The sequence below is a fragment of the Neptunicella marina genome (assembly GCF_014270035.1).
Classification (GTDB): domain Bacteria; phylum Pseudomonadota; class Gammaproteobacteria; order Enterobacterales; family Alteromonadaceae; genus Neptunicella; species Neptunicella marina.
The window spans coordinates 236207-259908 of the sequence record NZ_JACNEP010000007.1 but is presented as its reverse complement, the minus strand read 5'-3'; the positions used below and the strand labels follow the sequence as shown (position 1 = coordinate 259908).

General features: G+C 43.4%; 22 protein-coding genes. 14 read left to right on the top strand and 8 right to left on the bottom strand.

Going from position 1 to position 23702, the window contains the following annotated elements:
* Positions 1-56 precede the first annotated feature (56 nt).
* From clpX to H8B19_RS11145, 4 genes are all read left to right on the top strand, one after another.
* A complete protein-coding gene (gene clpX, locus H8B19_RS11160; RefSeq protein WP_186506963.1) occupies positions 57-1337 on the top strand; it encodes an ATP-dependent protease ATP-binding subunit ClpX in 1281 nt (426 codons plus the stop codon).
* A gap of 188 nt (positions 1338-1525) precedes the next feature.
* The gene (gene lon, locus H8B19_RS11155) at positions 1526-3892 is read left to right on the top strand and encodes an endopeptidase La (RefSeq protein WP_186506962.1); all 2367 of its coding nucleotides are present in this window, start codon (positions 1526-1528) and stop codon (positions 3890-3892) included.
* Positions 3893-4126: 234 nt separating this feature from the next.
* Complete coding sequence (gene hupB, locus H8B19_RS11150) at positions 4127-4399, top strand: nucleoid-associated protein HU-beta (protein ID WP_186506961.1); 273 nt, start codon at positions 4127-4129, stop codon at positions 4397-4399.
* A gap of 261 nt (positions 4400-4660) precedes the next feature.
* Positions 4661-6553 (top strand): SurA N-terminal domain-containing protein, encoded by a 1893-nt coding sequence (locus H8B19_RS11145; RefSeq protein WP_186506960.1) that lies wholly within the window; start codon positions 4661-4663, stop codon positions 6551-6553.
* Positions 6554-6629: 76 nt separating this feature from the next.
* Here the strand turns inward: H8B19_RS11145 and H8B19_RS11140 are convergent, their stop codons facing one another.
* Genes H8B19_RS11140 through pspF form a run of 6 tightly spaced genes read right to left on the bottom strand, consistent with a single transcriptional unit; the run spans position 6630 to position 13023 of the window.
* Complete coding sequence (locus tag H8B19_RS11140) at positions 6630-7409, bottom strand: ATP-binding cassette domain-containing protein (RefSeq protein WP_186506959.1); 780 nt, start codon at positions 7407-7409, stop codon at positions 6630-6632.
* Positions 7406-8401 (bottom strand): oligopeptide/dipeptide ABC transporter ATP-binding protein, encoded by a 996-nt coding sequence (locus tag H8B19_RS11135; RefSeq protein ID WP_186506958.1) that lies wholly within the window; start codon positions 8399-8401, stop codon positions 7406-7408. The genes H8B19_RS11140 and H8B19_RS11135 overlap by 4 nt, the downstream gene beginning before the upstream one ends.
* Complete coding sequence (locus H8B19_RS11130; protein WP_186506957.1) at positions 8401-9294, bottom strand: ABC transporter permease subunit; 894 nt, start codon at positions 9292-9294, stop codon at positions 8401-8403. Before H8B19_RS11130 ends, H8B19_RS11135 begins: the two co-directional genes overlap by 1 nt.
* Entirely contained in the window at positions 9281-10312 is a 1032-nt protein-coding gene (locus H8B19_RS11125) for an ABC transporter permease (protein ID WP_186506956.1), read from the bottom strand. The genes H8B19_RS11130 and H8B19_RS11125 overlap by 14 nt, the downstream gene beginning before the upstream one ends.
* Complete coding sequence (locus H8B19_RS11120; protein WP_186506955.1) at positions 10309-11919, bottom strand: ABC transporter substrate-binding protein; 1611 nt, start codon at positions 11917-11919, stop codon at positions 10309-10311. Before H8B19_RS11120 ends, H8B19_RS11125 begins: the two co-directional genes overlap by 4 nt.
* Before the next feature lie 12 nt (positions 11920-11931).
* Complete coding sequence (gene pspF, locus H8B19_RS11115) at positions 11932-13023, bottom strand: phage shock protein operon transcriptional activator (protein ID WP_186506954.1); 1092 nt, start codon at positions 13021-13023, stop codon at positions 11932-11934.
* A 202-nt stretch (positions 13024-13225) separates the two neighbouring features.
* Here pspF and pspA point away from each other — a divergent pair, with 202 nt between their 5' ends.
* The 10 genes from pspA to maiA all read left to right on the top strand — a co-directional run bounded on the left by pspA (position 13226) and on the right by maiA (position 21863).
* Positions 13226-13915, top strand: a complete 690-nt coding sequence (gene pspA, locus H8B19_RS11110) for a phage shock protein PspA (RefSeq protein WP_186506953.1) — start codon at positions 13226-13228, stop codon at positions 13913-13915.
* A gap of 30 nt (positions 13916-13945) precedes the next feature.
* Positions 13946-14176, top strand: coding sequence for an envelope stress response membrane protein PspB (gene pspB / locus H8B19_RS11105; RefSeq protein WP_186506952.1), 231 nt, complete (start codon positions 13946-13948; stop codon positions 14174-14176).
* On the top strand, positions 14173-14607 hold the full coding sequence (pspC, locus tag H8B19_RS11100; protein ID WP_186506951.1) for an envelope stress response membrane protein PspC: 435 nt from the start codon (positions 14173-14175) through the stop codon (positions 14605-14607). The genes pspB and pspC overlap by 4 nt, the downstream gene beginning before the upstream one ends.
* Positions 14608-14898: 291 nt before the next feature.
* Positions 14899-15699 (top strand): phenylalanine 4-monooxygenase, encoded by an 801-nt coding sequence (phhA, locus tag H8B19_RS11095; protein ID WP_186506950.1) that lies wholly within the window; start codon positions 14899-14901, stop codon positions 15697-15699.
* Positions 15700-15713: 14 nt separating this feature from the next.
* Complete coding sequence (locus tag H8B19_RS11090; protein ID WP_186506949.1) at positions 15714-16052, top strand: 4a-hydroxytetrahydrobiopterin dehydratase; 339 nt, start codon at positions 15714-15716, stop codon at positions 16050-16052.
* Positions 16053-16182: 130 nt separating this feature from the next.
* Complete coding sequence (tyrR, locus tag H8B19_RS11085) at positions 16183-17739, top strand: transcriptional regulator TyrR (protein ID WP_186506948.1); 1557 nt, start codon at positions 16183-16185, stop codon at positions 17737-17739.
* A gap of 246 nt (positions 17740-17985) precedes the next feature.
* Positions 17986-19065, top strand: a complete 1080-nt coding sequence (hppD, locus tag H8B19_RS11080; protein ID WP_186506947.1) for a 4-hydroxyphenylpyruvate dioxygenase — start codon at positions 17986-17988, stop codon at positions 19063-19065.
* Positions 19058-20188 (top strand): homogentisate 1,2-dioxygenase, encoded by a 1131-nt coding sequence (locus H8B19_RS11075; protein WP_186506946.1) that lies wholly within the window; start codon positions 19058-19060, stop codon positions 20186-20188. The genes hppD and H8B19_RS11075 overlap by 8 nt, the downstream gene beginning before the upstream one ends.
* A gap of 3 nt (positions 20189-20191) precedes the next feature.
* Entirely contained in the window at positions 20192-21202 is a 1011-nt protein-coding gene (locus H8B19_RS11070; RefSeq protein ID WP_186506945.1) for a fumarylacetoacetate hydrolase family protein, read from the top strand.
* A gap of 7 nt (positions 21203-21209) precedes the next feature.
* On the top strand, positions 21210-21863 hold the full coding sequence (gene maiA / locus H8B19_RS11065) for a maleylacetoacetate isomerase (RefSeq protein WP_186506944.1): 654 nt from the start codon (positions 21210-21212) through the stop codon (positions 21861-21863).
* Between the two features lie 29 nt (positions 21864-21892).
* On the opposite strand, the gene H8B19_RS11060 is transcribed toward maiA, so the two are convergent.
* Positions 21893-22408: a DUF2937 family protein gene (locus H8B19_RS11060; protein WP_186506943.1), complete on the bottom strand. Its 516-nt coding sequence runs from the start codon at positions 22406-22408 to the stop codon at positions 21893-21895.
* Positions 22409-22509: 101 nt separating this feature from the next.
* Complete coding sequence (locus H8B19_RS11055; protein ID WP_186506942.1) at positions 22510-23700, bottom strand: amino acid aminotransferase; 1191 nt, start codon at positions 23698-23700, stop codon at positions 22510-22512.
* Positions 23701-23702 lie beyond the last annotated feature (2 nt).

The window sequence follows — 23702 nt, the reverse complement described above, 5'->3', positions numbered from 1 at the left end:
CCTTTTCCTGTTTGGGTTAAGGGCAGGTTTTAGGTCCGAAAACAGAGGTAGGTTTAATGAGTGACGACCACAACAACGACAGTGATAATAAATTACTGTATTGCTCTTTTTGTGGCAAAAGTCAGCACGAAGTCAGAAAACTGATTGCCGGCCCATCCGTATTTATATGTGACGAATGTGTTGAGTTATGTAACGACATCATTCGTGAAGAGATAAAAGAAATCGCGCCGAATAAAAAGGCAGCGGATTCTTTGCCCAAGCCGCAAGAAATTCACCATCACCTGGATGATTACGTTATCGGTCAGGAACACGCAAAAAAAGTTCTGTCCGTTGCGGTATATAACCATTACAAGCGTTTACGTAATGGCGATGTACATGAAGGTGTTGAGCTAGGTAAAAGTAACATTCTATTAATTGGTCCAACTGGTAGTGGTAAAACATTACTGGCAGAAACGTTAGCGCGCTTACTGGACGTGCCGTTTACGATGGCCGATGCAACCACATTGACTGAAGCGGGTTATGTGGGGGAAGACGTTGAGAACATTATTCAGAAGTTATTACAGAAATGTGATTACGACGTTGAAAAAGCCCAGCGTGGTATCGTGTATATCGATGAAATCGACAAAATTTCACGTAAATCTGATAACCCATCAATTACTCGTGATGTATCCGGTGAAGGTGTTCAACAAGCACTATTGAAACTGATAGAAGGCACCATTGCATCAGTACCACCACAAGGTGGTCGTAAACATCCACAGCAGGAGTTTTTGCAGGTAGATACCTCCAAGATTCTGTTTATTTGTGGTGGTGCATTTGCTGGATTGGATAAAGTCATTGAACAACGCGCCTTAACCGGCAGTGGTATCGGATTTGGAGCTGAAGTTAAAAGCAAAAACAATAAAGACACTTTGTCGAAATTGTTCCAGAAGGTTGAACCGGAAGATTTGGTTAAATACGGTTTGATTCCCGAATTTATCGGGCGTTTACCGGTTGTCGCCACCTTGGAAGAGCTCAGTGAAGACGCGTTAATTCAGATTCTCCAGGAACCTAAAAATGCACTAACCAAGCAGTATGGTGCATTGTTCTCGATGGAAGATGTTGAGTTGGAATTCCGTGAAGATGCACTGCACGCCATAGCAGCCAAAGCCATGAAACGTAAAACCGGGGCGCGTGGATTGCGCTCCATTGTAGAGGCGGTGTTACTGGATACTATGTATGAACTTCCATCACTGGAAAACGTCAGTAAAGTCGTGATTGATGAGTCTGCTATTCGCGGGGAGTCGAAACCAATTCTAATATATGAAAGTGAGCAAGAGAAAAAAGCCGCTTCAGAATAAACATTTTAAAAAGGCCCTTAAAGGGCCTTTTTTATTGGTGAATTTGGCCGATAAAGGCATGGAAAGCCGCTTCACAATTTGCGACACTCATTCAAATTAAATAGATTAAAAACCAATTGAACTTGCCAACAGGGATCCCCATATAGTTAGCAATGTTTTGAGGCCAGAGATAGTAAAAGAGAATTAATATGACAGAAGTGAGTTCGGATCGTCTGGAAATTCCGGTATTAGCATTACGTGATGTTGTGGTTTATCCGCACATGGTGATCCCTTTATTTGTTGGCCGGGAAAAATCAATTCGCTGCTTAGAAGCAGCAATGGAAAATGACAAACAAATATTTTTAGTAGCGCAAAAAGACGCCTCTGTCGATGAACCCGCAGTGGATGATTTGTATAAAGTGGGCACCATTGCCACCATACTACAGTTGTTAAAATTGCCCGATGGCACAGTAAAGGTGTTAGTTGAGGGTAATCTGCGTGGTCAGGTTCAGACTTATTTGCAAACTGAAGAATATTTTATTGGTGAGATTAATACCACGCCAGATGACGAAATAGGTGAGGCCGAACAGGAAGTGTTAGTTCGTTCTGCGATTTCACAATTTGAAGGTTACATAAAACTTAACAAGAAGATCCCACCTGAAGTTTTGACTTCATTAAATGGTATTGAAGAGGCTGCAAGGTTAGCCGATACCATGGCAGCGCACATGTCGCTGAAGTTGGCGGAAAAACAAAAAGTGCTGGAAATTCTGGATGTGCATGAGCGTCTGGAGTATTTGATGGCGTTGATGGAAAGTGAAATCGATTTGCTGCAAGTGGAAAAGAAAATTCGCTCGCGAGTTAAAAAGCAAATGGAACGCAGTCAACGTGAGTACTATCTCAACGAACAAATGAAAGCGATTCAAAAAGAGTTAGGTGAAATTGATGACGCACCTGATGAATTTGAAGCACTAGCCAAAAAGATTGAAGACGCCAAAATGACGGCGGATGCAAAACAAAAAGCATCGTCTGAGCTGCACAAGTTAAAAATGATGTCGCCTATGTCTGCCGAAGCGACAGTGGTGCGTAGCTACATTGACTGGCTGGTAACCGTGCCCTGGCATAAACGTAGTAAAGTTAAACGCGATTTAGTGGTTGCCGAAAATGTATTAAATGAAGATCACTATGGTCTTGAGAAAGTTAAAGAACGTATTCTGGAATATTTAGCAGTACAGCAACGTGTTAAAAAACTTAAAGGCCCAATTCTGTGCTTAGTTGGACCTCCAGGTGTGGGTAAAACCAGCTTAGGACAATCCATTGCGAAAGCAACCGGTCGCAAATATGTGCGTATGGCGTTAGGTGGAGTGCGTGATGAAGCGGAAATTCGTGGTCATCGCCGCACTTACATAGGCTCGATGCCGGGCAAGTTGATCCAGAAAATGGCTAAGGTTGAGGTGAAAAATCCGCTGTTTTTGTTAGATGAGATCGATAAAATTTCGTCTGATATGCGCGGTGATCCTGCGTCTGCATTACTTGAAGTACTCGATCCGGAACAAAACAGTACTTTTAGTGATCATTATCTGGAAGTGGATTATGACTTATCCGATGTGATGTTTGTTGCAACGTCAAACAGCATGAACATTCCTGGTCCGTTATTGGACCGTATGGAAGTCATTCGTTTATCCGGCTATACCGAAGATGAAAAACTTAACATTGCAACGCGTCATCTCATTGAAAAACAAATGTCGCGCAATGGTCTGAAAAAAGGTGAACTAACAATTGAGGAATCGGCAATTGTTGGCATCATACGTTATTACACCAGAGAAGCTGGTGTACGTAGCCTGGAAAGAGAAATTTCTAAGATCTGTCGTAAAGCCGTAAAGAATATTCTGCTTAATAAAGCCACCAAAGCCGTCACCGTTACTCAGGACAATCTATCTGAATATCTTGGTGTGCAACGCTTTGACTATGGCAAAGCAGACAAAAATAACCAGATTGGTCAGGTTACCGGTTTGGCTTGGACACAAGTCGGCGGGGATTTACTGACGATTGAAACCACATCCGTGCCGGGCAAAGGTAAAACCACTTTTACCGGTTCACTGGGCGATGTGATGCAGGAGTCAATTAAAACCGCCATGACAGTGGTGCGGGGACGTTCTGAAACACTACGAATTAACGAAGATTTCTACGAAAAGCGCGATATTCACGTCCATGTACCTGAAGGCGCGACCCCTAAAGACGGTCCGAGTGCGGGGATCGCAATGTGTACCGCTCTGGTATCTTCGCTAACGGGAAATCCGGTTCGTTGTGATGTGGCAATGACAGGTGAAATTACCTTGCGTGGTGAAGTACTTGCTATTGGTGGTTTGAAAGAAAAACTGTTAGCGGCTCATCGTGGCGGGATAACAACGGTGATCATTCCTAAGGAAAATGAGCGTGATCTGGAAGAGATCCCGGACAACGTTAAACAGGATTTGGATATTCATGCAGTACAATGGATTGACGATGTTCTGTCCATTGCTCTGCAGGAACAGCCGGAAAAATTCAAGCCAGTTACGGTTTCGCGCAAGAAAAAGTAATTTTTCTGCTGTTTTTTTAATTTTTTTTGAATTTAGGGCTTCACTCAGACAAAAGTTGTGGTAGCCTTAGACTCAGTTTCGCCACAGGCCTTATCGCAAAAGGGATAGCGGTGATTCATTGAAAGCAAATCTGTTTGAACATTTCAGAGTAATCACTCCGATGTGGAAAACAACAAATTTTAATGCTGGTTGAGTTAACCAAACAATATAATAACAATTGAAGGGGATGATATTGTGAACAAGTCTCAATTAATCGACAAAATTGCCGCAGGTGCAGATATTTCTAAAGCGTCAGCTGGCCGTGCTCTAGACGCGCTAACAGACGCTGTTACTGAAGCTTTGAAAGCTGGTGATCAAGTTGCATTGGTAGGCTTTGGTACTTTCTCTGTTCGTGAGCGTGCTGCTCGCACCGGTCGTAACCCACAAACGGGTGCAACCATTCAAATCGCAGCTGCTAAAGTTCCTTCTTTCAAAGCTGGTAAAGCACTGAAAGACGCTTGTAACTAAGTCGATTGTTAGTTCTGTAAAAAGGCGATGATTTATTCATCGCCTTTTTGTTATCTGTACCTCTCCCCATCTGTTTTTTCCTTTCATCGTGGTTTTATCTCAAATTTAAAAATTCAGAGTTCAAAGAGGTGCGTTTACTAGGTGAAAATGCCGGTTAGATGCTTTTTTACCAGGGGATAATTGCGTTATAATCCGGCGTCTGGAATTTCGTCATCGAATTTCCGATAACGAGAAAAATTAAATTGGAGTTCGAAAAACACCATGTTAGAAAAAATTCGAGAAGGATCGCAGGGCTTTTGGGCAAAGGCGATATTGGGATTTGTATGTATCACTTTCGCATTGGCCGGTGTTGGTAGCTACCTAAACACCAAAGCTGAGCAACCTGTCGCTACTGTTAACGGAACCGATATTGGTGCAGCGACGTTTGAGCGTGCTTATCAAAATGAACGTGCGAGATTGGAATCCCAATATGGTGATGCGTTCGCTGATTTAGCCTCAGACTCTGGTTATCTAAAACAAATCAAACAATCTGTTTTAGACCGCTTAATTGCTGAAACCTTATTTGAGCAAACAGCAGAAAAATTAGGATTACGCGTTAGTGACGAACAAATCAAACAAAAAATCGTCAATATGCGCGAATTTCAGCTGGATGGAAAATTCAACAATGACACTTATCTGGCTATTTTGCGTCAGGCTGGTTATCAACCTAGCTCTTTCCGCGATTATATGCGTGTGGATATGACTCGTCAGCAAGTGGTTCAGGCGTTGCTTGGAAGTAACTTTGCCTTGCCATCTGAAGCTGAACAGGTACTAAAACTTCAGCAGCAAACTCGCGATATTCGTTATCTTTTGGTGGAAGGCAAATCGTTTGCTGATGAGGTAAGTGTTTCTGATGAAGAGGTTAACCAGTATTACCAGTCACACGTGACTCAATACGATACTCAGGAAAAAGTATCTCTGGATTATGTAGAACTGAAAATTGATGATTTACTTGACAGTATTGATGTTAGCGATGATGAAGTTAATCAGTATTATCAGGACAACTTAACGGCTTACCAAACTGAAGGAGAGCGCAAAGTTGCACATATCCTGATTGATTTTGGTGATGATGAAGCCGCGGCAAAAACTAAAGCTGAGGACATCTTAAACCAGATTAAGCAAGGTGCAGATTTTGCTACTCTGGCTCAGGAGAACTCGGCGGATATCGCCAGTGCAGAAGATGGCGGTGAACTGGCATGGTTTAAAAAAGGTGAAATGGATCCGGCATTTGAAGATGCAGCCTTTGCTATGAATGAAAAAGGCCAGCTATCTGATGTGGTTAAAAGTAGTTTTGGTTTTCACATTATTAAATTAATTGACAGTAAGAAGCAGGTTACCACGCCGTTGGCTGATATTCGTGATGATGTTGTTGCGAAAGTTAAGCATGATAAAGCGGTAACTGAACTGTATTCTCTCCAGCAGCGTATGGCTGAAGTCGCGTTTGAAGTTCCGGATAATCTGGATGAGGTTGCCAGCGTTGCCGGGAAGAAAATTCAAACCACAGAATTGTTTGACCGTAATGCCGCTCCTGAGTTGTTTAATCAGCCTGCTGTATTGAACGCTGTTTTCACAGATGAAATCATTTATCAGGGCGTAAACAGTGAAGTTCAGGAAGTGGGTGACAACCATGTTGTTGTGTTCCGTATGCATGAGCATCAGCCTGTAAGAACCCGCTCACTTGAAGAAGTTTCTGTGCAAATTACGGAAACACTGAAAGCCGAAAAAGAACAACAAGCTGCACTAACCTGGACTCAGGAGCTGGTTGCTGCGTTGCAAAATGGTGAAGATATTACTGCTAAGCTGGGTGAAAAGTCTGTTGAATGGCAAGAGCAGAAAGCGTTACCGCGTTATGGCAGTCAGATTGCTCCAGCCATTAGCCAACAAGCATTTAAAATGTCGGCTAAAACCGGTGAAAATCTCGCGGCAGTGGAAGTCTCTGGTAATAACGCTGCATTAGTGGAAGTACAGGCCATTAACAGTGCTGCAGAAACGCCAGCAGATCAGATTGCCGGCATTTCTCAACGTCTGGAATCAATGAAGTCACAGCAAGCTATGGGGGCATTTGTTGAAGCCTTAAAAAATCAGGCTGAGATAGAGGTTTTCTCTACGCTATAGAAAGGTTAACCGTTTAAAAAAGGCGCCACTGGCGCCTTTTTTAATGAGTGTATATTCTCAAATTTTTGTCGTTAAATTAACGTTTACTTAGGGATTGGTAGGCATAAATCAATTTCTTGGTGTAGTCATGTTTTGGCCAGTTAAAAATCACATCTGTTTTTCCGGCTTCAATCACTTTCCCATGACGCATCACCAGGATTCGATCGCTAATATGGCGCACTATTCCTAAATTGTGAGAAATAAAAATAAAACCTACGCCTAAGTCTTGCTGCAATTTTACCAGCAGATTTACTGTTTGTGAGCGTACCGACGGATCCAGGGCTGCAAACGGCTCATCTGCAACAATAACTTCAGGATTGAGAATAAGCGCCCGGGCTACCGCGACACGCTGCTTTTGACCTTCTGAGAGCATATGTGCATAGAAATGGGCGTGTTCAGCCATTAAGCCAACTTTCACTAATGTTTCTTCGATTATGCGACGACGCTCATAACCGTCGTATTCAGTATTGAGCTTCAACGGTTCATCCAAAAGTGCCCCTAAGGTTAAACCTGGATTGAGTGAACTTTGGCTATGTTGAAACACCATACGAATTTTTAAACAACGTTGTTTTATATTGCCCGGTTGCATGGTTTCACCATTTAAGATGATACTGCCACTATCAGGCATTGCTGCACCTACCAGTAATTTCGCAACAGTGGATTTACCGGAACCATTGTCGCCAATAATGGCCATCGTTTCGCCAGATTGCAGCTCGAAATTAATTGGCTCAAGCTTAAAACTCTGTTCCCGTTTAAACAGTGTTCCCCGGGATTTGGCACAGTAACTCAGATCTTTAACTTCGAGTAATGAACTCATTCAATGCTCCGGTTTAACGGAAAATGGCAACTGTAACTGCGATTTTGCAATTTTTTTGGGGAAGGTGTTTTGACACACTCTTTCTGAGCCCTTGGGCAACGTGGCCCCAGTCGACAACCTATTGGCAGATGTTGCAGGGTAGGGATAGTGCCTGATAATGATGATAGTGGCGCTTTTGGGGGCAAATCTTTACGAAAGCTGGGAGCGCTGTTTAATAGGGCCTGAGTATAGGGATGCAGTGGTTTATTGCGAAGTTGCGCCATTTTTCCACTTTCTACTGTTTGTCCACAATAAAGAACTGTCATATCAGTGGCCATATTGCCAATTGCCAGTAAATCGTGGCTAATAAATAAAATACTCAAATTCTGAGTCTGATTTAAACGGGTTAATAACCGCAGTATTTGTACTTTATTGGTTATTTCCATGCCCATTGTGGGATCGTCAGCGATGAGAAGTTCAGGCTTGCTCACCAGAGCGCTGGCGAGCATGACTTTCTGGCACACATCATCTGCTACCTGATGCGGGTACGCTTGCATACATTGACGATGATTTTTGATACCCACTTTGTGTAGGTATTTGATAATTAGAGCGTCGCGTTGTTGTTTTCGTTGCCAGAAAAAACCTTTGTCGAGCATCTTATCCGGCACGCTTTCACGCAATTGTTCACCTAGTGTCGCTGTGGGATCAAAGGCATCGGGCGCATTTTGGAAAAAGACCGACATTTCATCACGGGTTAGTTTTCGGCGGGCTTTTTCCGACATGGATAATAGATCTTGTCCTTTCCAGGTCATTCTGTCTGCCGTTATCTTCCAGCGCTCAGGTAACGCGCCAACAATAGTTCTTACTATTAAGCTTTTACCTGAGCCAGACTCACCAACTAATGCACTGATTTCACCGCGCTTAAGGCTGATGTTAACTTTATCCAATGCCTTTACCCAGCCATTGGTGGTTTCAATTTCCAGTGTCAGGTTTTTCACATCGAGTAAAAACATTATTGCTGCAACCTGTTTCTTAATGCGGTACGTAAGCCGTCGCCGACTAAATTGACTGCAATCAGCATGAGCAGGATTGCTGCTCCGGGCAGGGCAATATTCCATGGGGCAATATAAGCCACTTCCAGACCATCGGATAGCATAGCGCCCAATTCGGCTGTGGGAGCTTGTGCACCCAGATTTAAAAAGCCCAGGGCACTTAATTCAAGTATCGCGACAGATAGTGCAAATGTGCCATTGACGACCAATGGTTCAATCATATTTGGCAAGATTGAATCAAATAAAATACGGGTATTACTGGCACCGTCTAATCGGGCTGCCGTTACGTATTCCATGTGACAGGCGTTACGCACTAAATCCCGGGTCAGATGGATGAATTTTGGGATCATGGACAAGGTAATAGCCCACATACAGCTGGTTAAGCCGGTGCCAAATATTGCCACTATGATAATGGCGATAATAAGTGTCGGAATAACCATAATTGCATCAAGTAAGTGATTTAATACACTGGCACGCAGACCATGTCCCATGCCAGCAAATGCCCCAAGGCTAAATCCAACTAACATAGCAATTAAAACAATTAAGATACTGATACCAAATGTAACACGGCTACCATGTATTACCCGTGATAAGACATCACGTCCCAAACTATCGGTACCAAACAAATGCACTATGGTGCCGCTATTATCCCATGCCGGTTGCAGCAAAATTACATCGGTATTTTGCTCTGTTGGGCTAAATGGTGCGATACCCGGTGCAAATACAATAACAGCAACAAAAAACAGGAAGATCCACAGGCCAATGATAGAAACGTGATTACGTCTGAATTCAATCCAGGTATGTTTAACCGGTGACGGGAAATGGTCTTCGAGATAGAGTTTAGATTGTCCCATGTATATCCCTGTTTTTCAGTGGGTTTATCACTCTAAGTACAATATCCATTAATAAGGTGAAAATAATTACCACAATCGATACTGCCAGCACTCCACCGCGGATAGCGGGAAAATCCTGTACATAAACCGCCTGCATTAACCAGTTACCTATGCCCGGCCATGAGAAGATTACTTCAACAATCATGGCATTAGTGAGCAGAGTGGTAAATTGCAATACCAGTTGCGGTAAAATAGGGAGCAAGGTGTTACGCAGGCCATGGCGCCAGAATACCTGTGGACGAGTCAGCCCACGGGCAAGGGCTGCGCGTATATAGTCACTTTGCATCACATCGGCAACAGAACGGCGGGTTATCCTGATAACAATGGTGGCAGTCACCAATGCAATGGACAAGGTAGGCAAAATCATATGCCTTATCGCATTACTAAGTGCGTCTTGTTTATTCGGAATATCCGATTTTAAAATATCAATTAAGATAAAACCGGAATAATGAGGGATATCGTATAACAAGCTTATTCTGCCAGACATAGGCAACCAGCCTAATTGTAAAGCGAAAAACAGGATAAGCAGTAAGGCAAGCCAAAACACCGGTATTGAATATCCCAGCACACTCGCCGATAAAATACCTAAATCAATTGGTCGTCTGTGACGCAGGCCGGCCCAGAATCCAAAGGGTATACCAATAAATAACGACAGAACCATGGCATAAACACTTAGCTCCAGCGTAGCGGGTAACACCAGTTTTATTTCTTCAACGATGTCATTGCCTGAACTGCTGCTAATACCCCAGTCACCTTTCCATAAATGCTGCAAATACATACCATACTGATAAACGATATTATGATCGAAACCATGGTACTGAACGATTTGGTTATATTCGGCAGTTTGATGACTGGAAATACCTGAAAGGTTTTCCAGTGTATCGCCGGGAAATAAATAATTTAAGGCGAATGTCGCCAGTGTTACCACAAAAATGGTGACAACAAATAAATTAAGGCGACGTAGTAAATAAGCAATCATCTTACTTTCTCCACATCGCCTAACTTAATCCCACCAAACGGATTAATATCAAAATTCTTAAGGCGATTTTGATATGCCTGATAGCGATATGCGTGGGCTATAGGAACTAACGGCATTTCGTCAGATAATATGGTGTTCGCCATCTGATAAAACAAGCTACGTACTTCTGGCTCACTGTATAACAGCGCCTGATCTATCAGACTATCGTATTCTTCGTTACACCAGTTGGAACGGTTGGTCCCCGATGCAATGGCTGCACAACTTAGTAGTGGACGGTAGAAGTTATCCGGGTCCGCATTATCAGCGTTCCAGCCAATTAATACGGTATCATGTTTGCCTTCTCTTAAGCGTTGACGGAATGTGCTCCATTCGTAACTGACCACATTAACGTTAACCCCCACTTGTTTTAAATAGCCTTTGATTAGTTCGGCCATTTTGCGAGCATTAGGGTTATATGCTCGTTCAATCGGCAATGCCCAGATGTCAAACGTAAACCCTTCAGGAATGCCTGCCTCATCGAGTAATTCACGCGCTAAAACCGGATTGTAACTGCTATCTTTTGCTGATGCCTGATATGCCCAGGACGTTGGCGGCAACAAACTGCGGGCACGCACCGCACTATCAGAATAAACGGTATTAATCAGCGTATCTTTATCAATCGCCATGGCAAGCGCTTTACGCACTAACGGATTATTAAAAGGCTCTACTTGTGTATTAAAAGCCCAGAATCCTACATTCAACCCGGGTTTTTCATCCACTTGCAAGTTTGCACGGCTCTTAATAATGTTGAGATCCGGGTAGGCAGGAAATGCAATGGCATCACATTCGCCTGTTAGTAATTTAGCTAACCTGGTCGAACTGGCGGGTGTGATATCGAAAATTAACTGATTGATAGACACTTCATGATGCCAGTAATTTTCATTTTTATGATAGCGGATGTAGCGTCCTTTTCGATAGCTTTCAAATACAAACGGCCCGGTACCAATGGGTAACTGATCAATTTGCTCAGGATGACCATCGTCCAGCAACTGTTGTGCATACTCTGCCGATAGTATTACTGCAAAATCAGTGGCCAGATTAGCCAGAAATGAACTGTCTGGCCGGGTCAGCTTTATCTCAATCCTGTAGCCATTTATGCGCTCGACACTTGCAACAATTGATGTCAGACCAAGGCTGACAAAATAGGGATAAACGCCACCTGACACCCTATGATAGGGATGATCATCTAAGCGCCAGCGGTCGATACTAAATATCACATCATCAGCATTAAAATAGCGACTTGGAGTAAAATAACTGGTTTGATGAAAGCTGACTTTTTTACGAAGTTGGAAAGTATAAGTTAAGCCATCGCTGCTGATTGCCCAGCTTTCTGCTAAGGCAGGCTCGAGTTTATTGGTATGGGGATCAAATTCGATTAAACGATCATATATCTGATGGGCTGTCGCGTCTGCTGTTGTGCCCGATGTATCCATTTGTGGATTAAAACTGCCCGGACTGCCTTCCGAACAATAGATGAAACCATCAAGCTGTTGCCGGGTTGTATGCTGATCAGTGCAGGCACCAATGCCCAACAATACAAGGCAAGCAGCAAACAGATTATATTTCATGATAACGTCAACTTAATCCTGATCATCTGCGGTCCCATCTAACAGATTGTATTTCTTCAAATAACCTCTTAGCTGATGGTAGGTTAAACACAGTTTTTCTGCAGTCTTTTTCTGATTAAACTGGCTATCTGCCAAGGCTTTTTTGAGCAGCTCAATTTCAAAATCCTGAGATGCTTGTTTTAAATCAAGTGGAAAATTAATTGCGGCGGGTTCGTTAGTTGTAGTTTTAGGGGACGAGATTGTTTCGACAACTTGTGGCTCAACTGGCGTTGTTGTCGTTGCCGCGACTCTATCCTGTGTTTTCACTCTTGCCGTCGGTCTGAATTCTGATTCAAAAGGATCCAGGCTAATTTCATGCACCGGTAAATGGGGATTATTACAACGATAAACCGCCCGCTCCACCACATTTTTGAGCTCCCGAATATTGCCCGGCCAGTGGTAATCCATCAGTGTATTGCGCGCTTTTTCAGTAAAGCCACTGAATAACTCCAGCTCCATTTCGCGCGCCATATTGATGGCGAAATGCTCTGCTAATAAAAGAATATCTTCCGGGCGATGGCGCAACGGTGGCAAGGTAATAACGTCAAAGGCTAAACGGTCGAGTAAATCGGCTCTAAATTCACCTTGTGCGGCTAACGAGGGTAAATCTTCGTTGGTGGCGGCAATTAAACGCACATCGGTTTTTACGGTTCGGGAGCCACCCACACGTTCAAATTCGCCATATTCAACAACCCGTAATAATTTCTCTTGGACTAATCCTGACGTGTTCGCGAGTTCATCTAAAAACAAGGTGCCTTGGTGAGCCAGTTCGAAGCGACCTTCGCGTCGTTTAGAGGCACCGGTAAATGCACCAGCTTCATAACCAAACAATTCACTTTCCAGCAGATTTTCGTTCAAGGCTGCACAATTCAGGGTAAGATAGTTCTGATCCCAGCGTTGAGAAAGGTAATGTAAACGAGCGGCAATCAGCTCTTTACCCGTGCCTCGCTCTCCAATAATTAATACAGGTTTGTTTAGCTGGGCGACTTGCGACACCTGCTCCAGCACGGCTAAAAAACTGTTTGACTGGCCAAGCAGATTGTCCTGTTTACGAAAACGGCTCATTCGTTTGCCCTAAATCCTTAAAAAGTGGTCTAATCGGCTAAATGTTGGTTTAACTAAATAATATTGTAGTTGAGCTTAAAAGGGTAGTAAATTAGTTTTATATAAAAAACAAAGAGTTACTGAAGAAAAATAATTGGCCTGGTAATTGAATACCGTTATTTACCAAGTTCGATTTAATACAGTAACTAACGAGGTAAACATTATGGGTATTTTTTCGCGTTTTACTGACATTGTGAATTCCAATATCAACTCCTTATTAGATAAGGCAGAAGATCCTGAAAAAATGGTTCGCCTGATTATTCAGGAAATGGAAGACACTTTAGTTGAGGTACGTTCGGTATCTGCGAAAACCATCGCAAACAAAAAAGATATTGAGCGTCAAATTAACAAACATGAAGCGGCAGCCGACGATTGGCAGGCAAAAGCTGAACTGGCAATTAGCAAGGATCGTGAAGATCTAGCTCGCGCAGCATTGATTGAAAAGCAAAAATCAGCTGACAACGCGTCTGCATTGCGTGATGAGCTAGTGTTGATTGATGAGCAAATTTCAAAACTGCAAAACGAAGTAGTGCAGTTGCAGGAAAAGTTGGCCGATGCCAAAAATCGCCAGAAATCGATTATTATGCGTCAGCAAGCGGCCAGTTCGCGTCTTGAAGTGAAGAAAAAGCTGGATAGCACTAAAGTTGATGATGCCATGTACCGTTTTGAACGCTACGAGAACCGCATTGATGATATCGAGTCGCAGATTGATGCCTATGATATGGGTAAAAAGACGCTTCACGATGAGTTTAAAGAGCTGGAATCTGCCAATCAAGTAGATGATGAATTAGCCGCGTTAAAAGCAAAACTGTCAGGTAAGACAAAAAGCGCAGCAAAATCAGCTAAAAAATAAACTTAACTGACTAATTAAGGAGAAGGTGTAGTGGATATCGATATTTTAATGGCGCCCATCATTATATTTATGATTTTTGTCGCGCCAATATGGTTAATCCTACACTACCGTAGTAAACGTCAGGTAAGTCAGGGCCTTACTGCGGAAGAGTACGAAACAATTAAAGAGCTGGCAGCGAAAGCGGAACAAATGTCAGACAGAATCAATACACTGGAAGCTATCCTGGATGCGGAAGCCCCGGAGTGGAGAAATAAACTATGACAACCAAACGTGAACTTTACCGGGATCCGGCCCGAGGCAAAATTGCCGGGGTATGTGCAGGTGTCGCAGCATACTTTGGCATGGAAATATGGTTAGTTCGGATTCTGGTTGTTACAGCAACATTGTTAGGAAGTGGCCCGTTCTTTATCGTGGTTTACATTGCAGCCTGGTTCATTTTGGAGAAAAAACCTGGCTTTGCAGACCCCAGTAAAGAGCATTATAAACAGCAAGGTAAAGGGTGGCATTCCGCACCTGGCGACGATAAAAGCGTCGAAGTAAAAACCAAAGTGTGGCAATCCGGTGAATCTGCCAAGCAGGCATGTCAGGATATTAAAGCGCACTACGCTGAAATTGAGCAAAAGTTACGTAATATGGAAACCTATGTAACAACAGCAGAGTTTCAGTTAAATCGGGAAATAAACAAGCTTTAAAGGCGTTTCCCAGTAAACCAATTCCATTAGCGTGGAGGAAAAAAGCCTGTATTGATTATCGGTACAGGCTTTTTTAATGTGTAATTAATACTTTCCAAGTTAAATGATTTTTCAATCTTTTAGGGCATATCTTCACTTGTTTATTATTGATATGTAAATTTAATGTTACGGTTGTGGCGGCGGAAATCCTATATGTCCCTCTTTTACCCCAATTTAAAATCAGTAGACTGACCCTAAATTCTTTGTTGGCTTAACGCCAAAACTATAATATTTAGAGGGTGAGACACTGGTATGAGTAAAACATCCCAATATGTATCAAAACTGCCAGATGCTAATGGCATCATTCAATGGACAGACGAAGAGAACCAAATTTGGCACGATTTAATTGAGCGCCAGTTAACCGTGATTGAAGGTCGCGCCTGTCAGCAATATGTTGATGGATTAGCATTGCTGGATTTACCAAAAGGTCGCATTCCGCAGTTAAGTGAAATCAATGAAATATTGCAAGCCAGAACAGGGTGGAAAGTCACCCAGGTTCCAGCCCTGATTGATTTTGATGAATTCTTTCGCATGCTGGCAAATAAAGAATTCCCTGTTGCTACCTTTATTCGTACACGCGAAGAGTTTGATTACCTGCGTGAGCCAGATATTTTCCATGAGATTTTTGGTCACTGCCCACTGCTGACGAATCCTGATTTTGCGCATTTTACTCATACTTATGGTCAACTGGGGTATGCGGCCAGTAAACAAGACAGAGCGTATTTAGCACGCTTGTACTGGTTTACCGTTGAATTTGGATTATTGAATACCGAAGACGGAATGCGTATATATGGTGGAGGGATTTTATCATCGCCAGGTGAAACCATGTATGCGCTGGAAAGTGATAAACCTTGTCGCGAAAAAATGAATATCCTCGATGCGTTACGTACGCCTTATCGTATCGATATTATGCAGCCAGTTTACTATTGTATTAATCAATTATCGCAACTGCATGATATTGCTGAGAGCGATATTATGTCGTTAGTGGAACAAGCTAAACTTTTGGGCTTGCATGCCCCTAAATTTCCGCCAAAAGAAAAAATGGCCAGCTAGGAGTAAAAATTGTTATGTCAGAATTAGCTAAACAGCAATGTGAAGCCTGTCAGGCCGATGCGCCAAAAGTGACGGATGAAGAATTAACTCAGTTAATGAAAATGATCCCCGATTGGACGCCGATGGCACGTGACGGCATCATGATGCTGGAGCGTGAATTTACTTTCAGAAACTTTAAACTGGCGATGGCTTTTGCCAATAAAGTGGGTGAATTGGCGGAAGAAGAATTCCACCACCCGTCAATTTTGCTTGAATGGGGTAAAGTGACCGTCACCTGGTGGACGCATAAAATTAATGGTCTGCACAAAAACGATTTTATATGTGCTGCTAAAACAGACGAATTGCTCGACTAATCATCCAACTCTGTCCGGTTGTGTCAGCCTGCAAAGGCTGACACAACATGCATTACTTCGCTAATTTGTTGATAATCTCTCCAATAATGTAATAAAATCTTTACAACTGTTTCCTTTGTAGGTTGTGTATATGCGATTAGAAATTATCTGTCAGGATCGTCTGGGCATAGCGCAAGACGTGTTGGATATTTTAGTTCGTCACGAAATCGATTTAAAAGGAATTGAAATCGATAAAACCGGTAAAATTTATCTGCATTTCCCCTCTATTGAATTTGCCGAGTTCCAACACCTGATGCCAGAGATCCGCCGTATTGATGGAATTTCTGATGTTAAAACCATTCCCTATATGCCAAATGAACGTGAGAAACATCAGCTCGCTACTTTGCTGCAAACGTTACCTGATCCGGTATTTTCGATTGATCCTAAAGGCCGGGTGGTGTTGGTCAATGAAGCGGTTGTCGCTGGGCTTGAATGCAGTATTGATGAGATAAAAGGCTCTGATATTAACGAGCTGGTTAAGGGCTTTAATGTTAATCGCTGGATGGACAGTGACAATATTCAGGTTGAAACCCACAAAGTACAATTTATAGAGCAGGACTTTATCGCTGACATTATGCCTGTGATGGTGTCTGATGTTGAAGGTGGCAATATTCTGGCCGGTGCAGTGTTATTGCTGAAATCGGAATACCGCCTGGGGCAGCAAGTGAATGCCTTTAACCAGACCGACGGTGAAAGTTTTGAGCGTATACAGGCCAACAGTCCGTTAATGAAAAAAGTGGTCAAAGAAGCCCGTAAAATGGCCGAGCTTGATGCACCCATGCTGATTTCAGGTGAGACTGGTACAGGCAAGGAATTGCTGGCGTACTCCTGTCATTTAGCCAGTCGTCGTGCTGAACAGGAATTTTTAGCGCTTAACTGTGCCTCGCTACCGGATAATGTGGCTGAGACCGAACTATTTGGTTACGGACCGGGCGCATTTGGTCAGAGTGAAAGTAAAAGCGGTCTGTTTGAACAGGCACAAGGCGGTACTTTATTTTTGGATGAAGTAGGCGATATGTCGCCGCAGTTGCAAGCAAAATTACTGCGTGTGTTGCATGATGGATCGTTTCGCCGTGTTGGTGATGCTAAAGAAGTTAAAGTGGACGTACGTATTATCTGTACTACGCATAAAGATTTGCAGCGACTGGTGGACGACGGTTTATTCCGCGAAGATTTGTATTATCGCCTTAATGTGATGAGTGTGCATTTACCGCCGCTACGGGAACGTAAACAAGATATAGTGCCGTTGGCTGAGCGTTTTGTGAAACAACACAGTAGTAAAGTCGGCTGTCGTCCTCCTAAGCTAAATCGAAGTTGCGTTGAGTATCTGCAAAGCTACCCCTGGCCAGGTAACGTACGCCAGCTGGAAAACGCCATGTATCGCGCCGTATCCTTGATGGAAGGCACCGAACTTAGTAAAGACAGTATTCAGCTACCGGGTGCTAATAGCGAAATCAGTTATTTCGCTGAGGACTTTGAAGGCACTTTGGATGAAGCCGTGAAAAACTTCGAAAAAGAGTTATTGCGTCGTTTGTATCCTGCTCATCCCAGTACAAGACAACTGGCTAAAAAACTGGGTCTTAGTCATACCGCCATTGCTAATAAATTGCGTGATTACGGCATTAATAAGAAGTCTGTAAAGTTTTAGTGTCACTTTTGTAATTATTTCGTTACGAATCAGGGTGTTTATCTTGGATAAATACCCTGATTCTGGCTCTTCATAAATCGTCTCATTCCAGCTGTACATTTTTAAATACAAAATTTCCTTTTAGGAGCTAAAAAGTCACTCACTGCACACCTCTTCTCTTTTGGCACAAATTACGGTTTATTGCGTCTAACTAAAAAGAGTGTAAGTCGCTCTAAACCTTAATAAAAAATAAAGAGAGATGTAGTTATGACTAACCCTACTTATAACCCAATTGGCTGCGATGGTTTTGAATTTGTTGAATATACTGCGGCAGATGAGCAGGGCATCAAAGCATTAAAAGATTTGTTTGTTTCACTTGGTTTTGCTGAAGTGGCAAAACACCGTTCAAAACAGGTTTGGTTATATAAACAAGGTGATATTAACTTTATTGTTAATGCAGAGCCTGCGTCTCAAGCGGAAGAATTCGCGCGTAAACATGGCCCAAGTGTTTGTGGTATGGCCTGGCGTGTGGCGGATGCCAACAAAGCATTACAACATGCGTTAGAAAATGGCGCCAAACAGTTCGTAGGTAATCTCGGCGCTATGGAGCTGAATATCCCTGCCGTATATGGCATTGGTGAAAGCACCTTGTATTTTGTTGACCGTTATCAGGATGGTCAGTCTATCTATGATATCGACTTCAGCTTCTATCCAGACTGGCAAGCCAAAATGGAACAAGCGGGTGCTGGTTTATTTGAAGTTGATCACCTTACTCATAACGTTAAACGCGGCAACATGTCGGTATGGGCTAATTTCTACGAGCGTATCGCTAACTTCCGTGAAATCCGCTATTTCGATATAGAAGGCAAGTTAACGGGTTTGGTGAGCAAAGCCATGACCGGCCCTTGTGGCAAAATTCGTATTCCAATTAACGAATCTTCTGATGATAAATCTCAGATTGAAGAATTTATCCGTGAATATAACGGTGAGGGGATCCAGCACATTGCTATGTCCACCAACGACATATACCAAACCGTGCGCACCTTAAAAGATCGTGGTCTGGCGTTTATGGACACACCAGATACCTATTATGAAAAAGTAAATGCACGTGTTGAAGGTCACACTGAAAACGTAAAAGATCTGCAGGAACTGAAAATCTTAATTGATGGTGCGCCAATGAAAGACGGCATCTTGCTGCAAATTTTCACCGATACTGTTATTGGTCCGGTATTTTTTGAAATTATTCAGCGCAAGGGTAATCAGGGATTCGGTGAAGGAAACTTCAAAGCGTTATTCGAGTCCATTGAAGAAGATCAAATTCGTCGTGGCGTAATCGAAAATGCGTAAATGGATCCATTTTCCTCGTCAGGAAGGTCAGGTATCGCGTCAGGCGCATGCTGATTTTCCTGAGCAGGGAATATATGAACGTGAAATCGGTCGCAGCGGCTTTTTCGGCCCTGCTACCCATTTACATCACAAACATGCGCCAACAGGCTGGAGCGACTGGCAAGGGCCATTGCGTCCGCGTTTACTTGATCTAAACCAGTTGCAGCAAATCAGCACACCCTGTCCGTGGAATGTGCCGGATATTTTATTTAACGCACATTGTCGTTATCGGTTGTGGAAACTGGATAGCGCCATGCCGAAACTGGCCCGTAATGCCGATGGTGATGAACTGTTGTTCATTCATCAGGGCGAAGGTGAGCTGTTCTGCGATTATGGCCATTTAACAATTCGTGATGGTGATTATATCGTACTGCCTCGCTCGACCATGTGGCGTATCGAACCGACTTCACCCATGACCATTCTGTTAATCGAAGCCACCAACGATAGCTATCAATTGCCGGAAAAAGGCATGGTCGGTCCGCATGCTGTATTCGATGCGGCTATGCTGGATACACCTAAAATTGACGATGCGTTTTTAGCTCAGCAGGATGAAAATGAATGGCAGGTTGAAATTAAGCGTCACCAGCAAATTTCAACCATTACCTATCCGTTTAATCCACTGGATGCAATTGGCTGGCATGGTGATTTAGCTGTGGTGCGCATTAACTGGCGCGATATTCGTCCGCTAATGAGCCATAGGTATCATTTGCCACCCTCGGCGCATACCACGTTTGTGGCTAGCCGGTTTGTGATTTGTACCTTTGTGCCAAGACCCATTGAAAGTGATCCGGGAGCCTTAAAAGTACCGTTTTACCACAGCAACGATGATTATGACGAAGTTCTGTTTTATCACGCTGGGGATTTTTTCAGTCGCGATAATATTGATGCGGGTATGGTGTCGTTCCATCCTGCTGGCTTCACCCACGGGCCGCACCCTAAAGCTTTTGCTGCCGGACAAGCCTATAAAAAGAAATTTACCGATGAAGTCGCTGTGATGCTGGATACCCGTGATGCACTTGAAATAGGTGAGAGTGCATTAGTGGTGGAAAATCCTGACTACGTAAATAGCTGGAAAGTTAAATAAAATATGAAGTTAGCTACCTTAAAAAATAATACTCGTGATGGCCAGTTAGTGGTTGTCAGTAAAGACTTATCTAAAGCCGTTGCGGTTCCCACTATCGCAATGACCATGCAACAGGCGATTGATAACTGGCAAGAATGTGAAAGTGGGTTAAATGCCGTTTATCAAAATCTAAACTCAGGAGATGTTGAGGACAGTTTTGCGTTTGAACAGTCTCAGTGTGAATCTCCTTTGCCTCGCGCCTATCAATGGGCAGATGGCAGTGCTTACGTCAACCACGTTGAATTAGTGCGTAAAGCACGTGGTGCTGAAATGCCTGACACCTTCTGGACCGATCCTTTGATGTATCAGGGTGGTTCCGATGACTTTATTGGGCCGCGTGATGACATTATTTTACCCAGCGACGAATGGGGCATTGATTTTGAAGGTGAAGTCGCGGTCATCACCGATGACGTGCCCATGGCCATTTCGGCAGAAGATGCGTTATCGCACATTAAACTGATCATGCTGGTTAATGATGTGTCTTTGCGTGGTCTCATCCCTGGTGAATTAGCCAAAGGGTTTGGATTTTTCCAGTCTAAACCTGCGTCTGCATTTTCACCTGTGGTAGTGACACCCGATGAATTAGGTGAGCACTGGCAGGCAGGTAAAGTACATTTGCCGTTATTGTCTGAATACAATGGCCAGCCTTTCGGTAAGCCACAAGCGGGTGAGGACATGACTTTCCATTTTGGTCAGTTAGTCGCACATGCGGCTAAAAGCCGTAATTTAGGTGCTGGTGCGATTATTGGTTCCGGGACAGTTTCCAATAAACAGGGCACAGATCACGGCAGCGCTATTAGTGAAGGTGGTGTTGGCTATTCCTGCATTGCAGAAGTGCGCATGATTGAAACCATTCGTGACGGTAAACCTTCAACTGCCTTTATGCGTTTTGGCGATACCATCAAAATTCACATGCAAGACCCGCAAGGACAGTGTATTTTTGGCAGTATCGAACAAACGGTAAAATCACTGTAGGTAAACTATGTCATTAAAGCTTTATGGCTATTGGCGCTCATCTGCTACCTATCGGGTGCGGATTGCGCTTAACCTAAAACAACTCGATTATGAAATTGTGCCGGTGCATCTGGTTAAAGATGGTGGACAACAACATAGCGAACAGTATCTTGGTTTAAACCCTGCTGAACTGGTGCCAACGCTCTATGATGACGATGAAGATATTATTCTTAATCAGTCGTTAGCTATCATCGAGTACGTTGACGAAAAGTACGAGCAGGGCGTTAAATTATTACCCGCTCATGCACTAGAGCGCGCCAGAGTTCGAACTCTTGCATTAGATTTCGCAGCTGATATGCAACCGCTTGGGAATTTACGGGTACTGAATTATCTGCAAGACGAGTTCAATCAGGATCAACAGGGCAAAGCCAGGTGGGCTTGCCACTGGATGCAAAAAGGTTTTGCTGGCGTGGAAAAACGCCTGCAAAGTACCGCAGCAGACTATTGTTTTGGTTTTGATGTGACGTTGGCCGATGTGTGTTTAGTGCCGCAGGTATACAATGCCGAACGCTTTGGGTTGGATATGCAACAGTTTCCAACTATTCAGCGCGTGGCGGATAATTGTATGCAGCTGGATGCGTTTAAAAAGGCGCAGCCCCATTTGCAACCGGATGCCGAATAAGCGTTAGGGTACAACTTAATATGAAAATTTCAGGACGCTTGCGTCCTGTTTTTTTGTCTGAATGGGGCAAATAACAAACTGCTAATTAACTCAAATAAAATACTGGCTAATACGCCACCGATAAGTGCACAAATAATAGCAACAGGCGTTAGCGGGATTGTCGCCTGATAATCACTTAAGGTCTCATCAAGTATGGCTGAGTCACCTTGTTGTACTACAACGATCATTTGTTGCATTAAAGTGCCATTAAGTTGCTGACGTAAATGTCCCAGGTACTGCCAGCGTGTATATAACTGCAATATAGGCTCGGCTTCACGTTGAAATAACACCACTTTCGACGATTTATGTTCTTCCACTAAGGCCTGCATTGAACCGTTATACAGCTCGTCTGCCAATTGTTGATAAGGTGCAATGGCAAGACTGGCTTCCTGAAAATGCGCATCCACGCGCTGCACGTACTGATGCAAACAGTTAGGTAATTGCACACCAAACAATAAACCAGCGGTAAAACATAACATCGACAAATAGTGATTCAGTTTATTCATACAACTCACGCAGTTAACAGCAGAATTGCTACTGTGGCATATTCTTAAATCAGAAACAAAAAAGGCACCAGAAGGTGCCCTTTGTCATATTACTTTAATTGCTACAGTACTTTTACCAAAGCTTCTGCCAGATTATCAACATTGCTCAAACTAATACCGGCAATATTAACGCGGCTGGAACTTACCAGATAAACACTGTGTTCATTAACCAGCTTTTCAACCTGTTCAGGAGAGATACACAGGAATGAGAACATACCTTTTTGTTGATTAACAAAGCTAAAATCTTTGCTTGCGCCTTTTTCTGCCAGTTTATCCACCAACAGTTTACGCAAGTTTTTCATGCGCTCGCGCATGTCGGTGACTTCCTGCATCCATTCCGTTTTTAAATCAGGTGTATTTAAAATGATGTCTACCAATGCACCACCATAGGAAGGCGGCATCGAATATATACCACGTGCAATGCTCTGAATTTGGGTCTGAGTGATACTGGCGATTGCCGGTGTTTCGGTAATCATTACTGCTAAACCAGTGCGTTCACGATACAAACCAAAGTTCTTTGAGCAAGACGCCGCAATGATCACTTCCGGCAAACTATTTGCCAACAAACGCACGCCGTATACATCTTCTTCCAGGCTGTCACCAAAACCCTGATAGGCAATATCAACAAAGGGAATAAAGCCCGTTTGCTGAGCAATTTCCAGTACAGTATTCCACTGATCTTTATTTAAGTCTGCACCGGTTGGGTTGTGGCAGCAGCCGTGCAGCAAAACTACATCACCTTTTTTAACTTGTTTCAGGCAATCTGCCATTTCATCAAATTTAATGCTGGCAGAGGTTTTATCAAAATAAGGATAGGTTTTGATATTCAGTCCCGCATTGCCAATTAATGGAATGTGGTTTGCCCAGGTTGGATCACTTACCCATACCGTGGTGTCTCCGTCACAACGTTTGATTAGCTCTGCCAAAATGCGCAGTGCCCCACAGCCACCTGGTGCTTGTACCGCCGCAATACGATTCTCGATCAGCGCTTTATGTCCCTGACCTAAAATTAATTGCAGCATACCATCAATAAAACCCTGCACACCCTGTTGAGGGATATAGGTCTTGCTGTCTTCGGTTTCCAGTAAAATGCGCTGGGCTTTTTGCACTGTATTCATGATTGGCGTTCGGCCCTGCTCATCTTTATAGACACCTACACCTAAATCGATTTTATTTGGGTTGGTATCCTTCTTATAGGCAGCGGATAAACCTAAAATCGGGTCGGCAGGAAGGGGAGTCAGAACGTCAAACATGG

Excerpts from the sequence above, each read along its gene's own strand:
- clpX (WP_186506963.1), top strand. The coding sequence starts at position 57 with ATGAGTGACGACCACAACAACGACAGTGATAATAAATTACTGTATTGC.
- lon (WP_186506962.1), top strand. The coding sequence starts at position 1,526 with ATGACAGAAGTGAGTTCGGATCGTCTGGAAATTCCGGTATTAGCATTA.
- H8B19_RS11145 (WP_186506960.1), top strand. The coding sequence starts at position 4,661 with ATGTTAGAAAAAATTCGAGAAGGATCGCAGGGCTTTTGGGCAAAGGCG.
- H8B19_RS11140 (WP_186506959.1), bottom strand. The coding sequence starts at position 7,409 with ATGAGTTCATTACTCGAAGTTAAAGATCTGAGTTACTGTGCCAAATCC.
- H8B19_RS11135 (WP_186506958.1), bottom strand. The coding sequence starts at position 8,401 with ATGTTTTTACTCGATGTGAAAAACCTGACACTGGAAATTGAAACCACC.
- H8B19_RS11130 (WP_186506957.1), bottom strand. The coding sequence starts at position 9,294 with ATGGGACAATCTAAACTCTATCTCGAAGACCATTTCCCGTCACCGGTT.
- H8B19_RS11125 (WP_186506956.1), bottom strand. The coding sequence starts at position 10,312 with ATGATTGCTTATTTACTACGTCGCCTTAATTTATTTGTTGTCACCATT.
- H8B19_RS11120 (WP_186506955.1), bottom strand. The coding sequence starts at position 11,919 with ATGAAATATAATCTGTTTGCTGCTTGCCTTGTATTGTTGGGCATTGGT.
- pspF (WP_186506954.1), bottom strand. The coding sequence starts at position 13,023 with ATGAGCCGTTTTCGTAAACAGGACAATCTGCTTGGCCAGTCAAACAGT.
- pspA (WP_186506953.1), top strand. The coding sequence starts at position 13,226 with ATGGGTATTTTTTCGCGTTTTACTGACATTGTGAATTCCAATATCAAC.
- pspC (WP_186506951.1), top strand. The coding sequence starts at position 14,173 with ATGACAACCAAACGTGAACTTTACCGGGATCCGGCCCGAGGCAAAATT.
- phhA (WP_186506950.1), top strand. The coding sequence starts at position 14,899 with ATGAGTAAAACATCCCAATATGTATCAAAACTGCCAGATGCTAATGGC.
- H8B19_RS11090 (WP_186506949.1), top strand. The coding sequence starts at position 15,714 with ATGTCAGAATTAGCTAAACAGCAATGTGAAGCCTGTCAGGCCGATGCG.
- tyrR (WP_186506948.1), top strand. The coding sequence starts at position 16,183 with ATGCGATTAGAAATTATCTGTCAGGATCGTCTGGGCATAGCGCAAGAC.
- hppD (WP_186506947.1), top strand. The coding sequence starts at position 17,986 with ATGACTAACCCTACTTATAACCCAATTGGCTGCGATGGTTTTGAATTT.
- H8B19_RS11075 (WP_186506946.1), top strand. The coding sequence starts at position 19,058 with ATGCGTAAATGGATCCATTTTCCTCGTCAGGAAGGTCAGGTATCGCGT.
- H8B19_RS11070 (WP_186506945.1), top strand. The coding sequence starts at position 20,192 with ATGAAGTTAGCTACCTTAAAAAATAATACTCGTGATGGCCAGTTAGTG.
- maiA (WP_186506944.1), top strand. The coding sequence starts at position 21,210 with ATGTCATTAAAGCTTTATGGCTATTGGCGCTCATCTGCTACCTATCGG.
- H8B19_RS11060 (WP_186506943.1), bottom strand. The coding sequence starts at position 22,408 with ATGAATAAACTGAATCACTATTTGTCGATGTTATGTTTTACCGCTGGT.
- H8B19_RS11055 (WP_186506942.1), bottom strand. The coding sequence starts at position 23,700 with ATGTTTGACGTTCTGACTCCCCTTCCTGCCGACCCGATTTTAGGTTTA.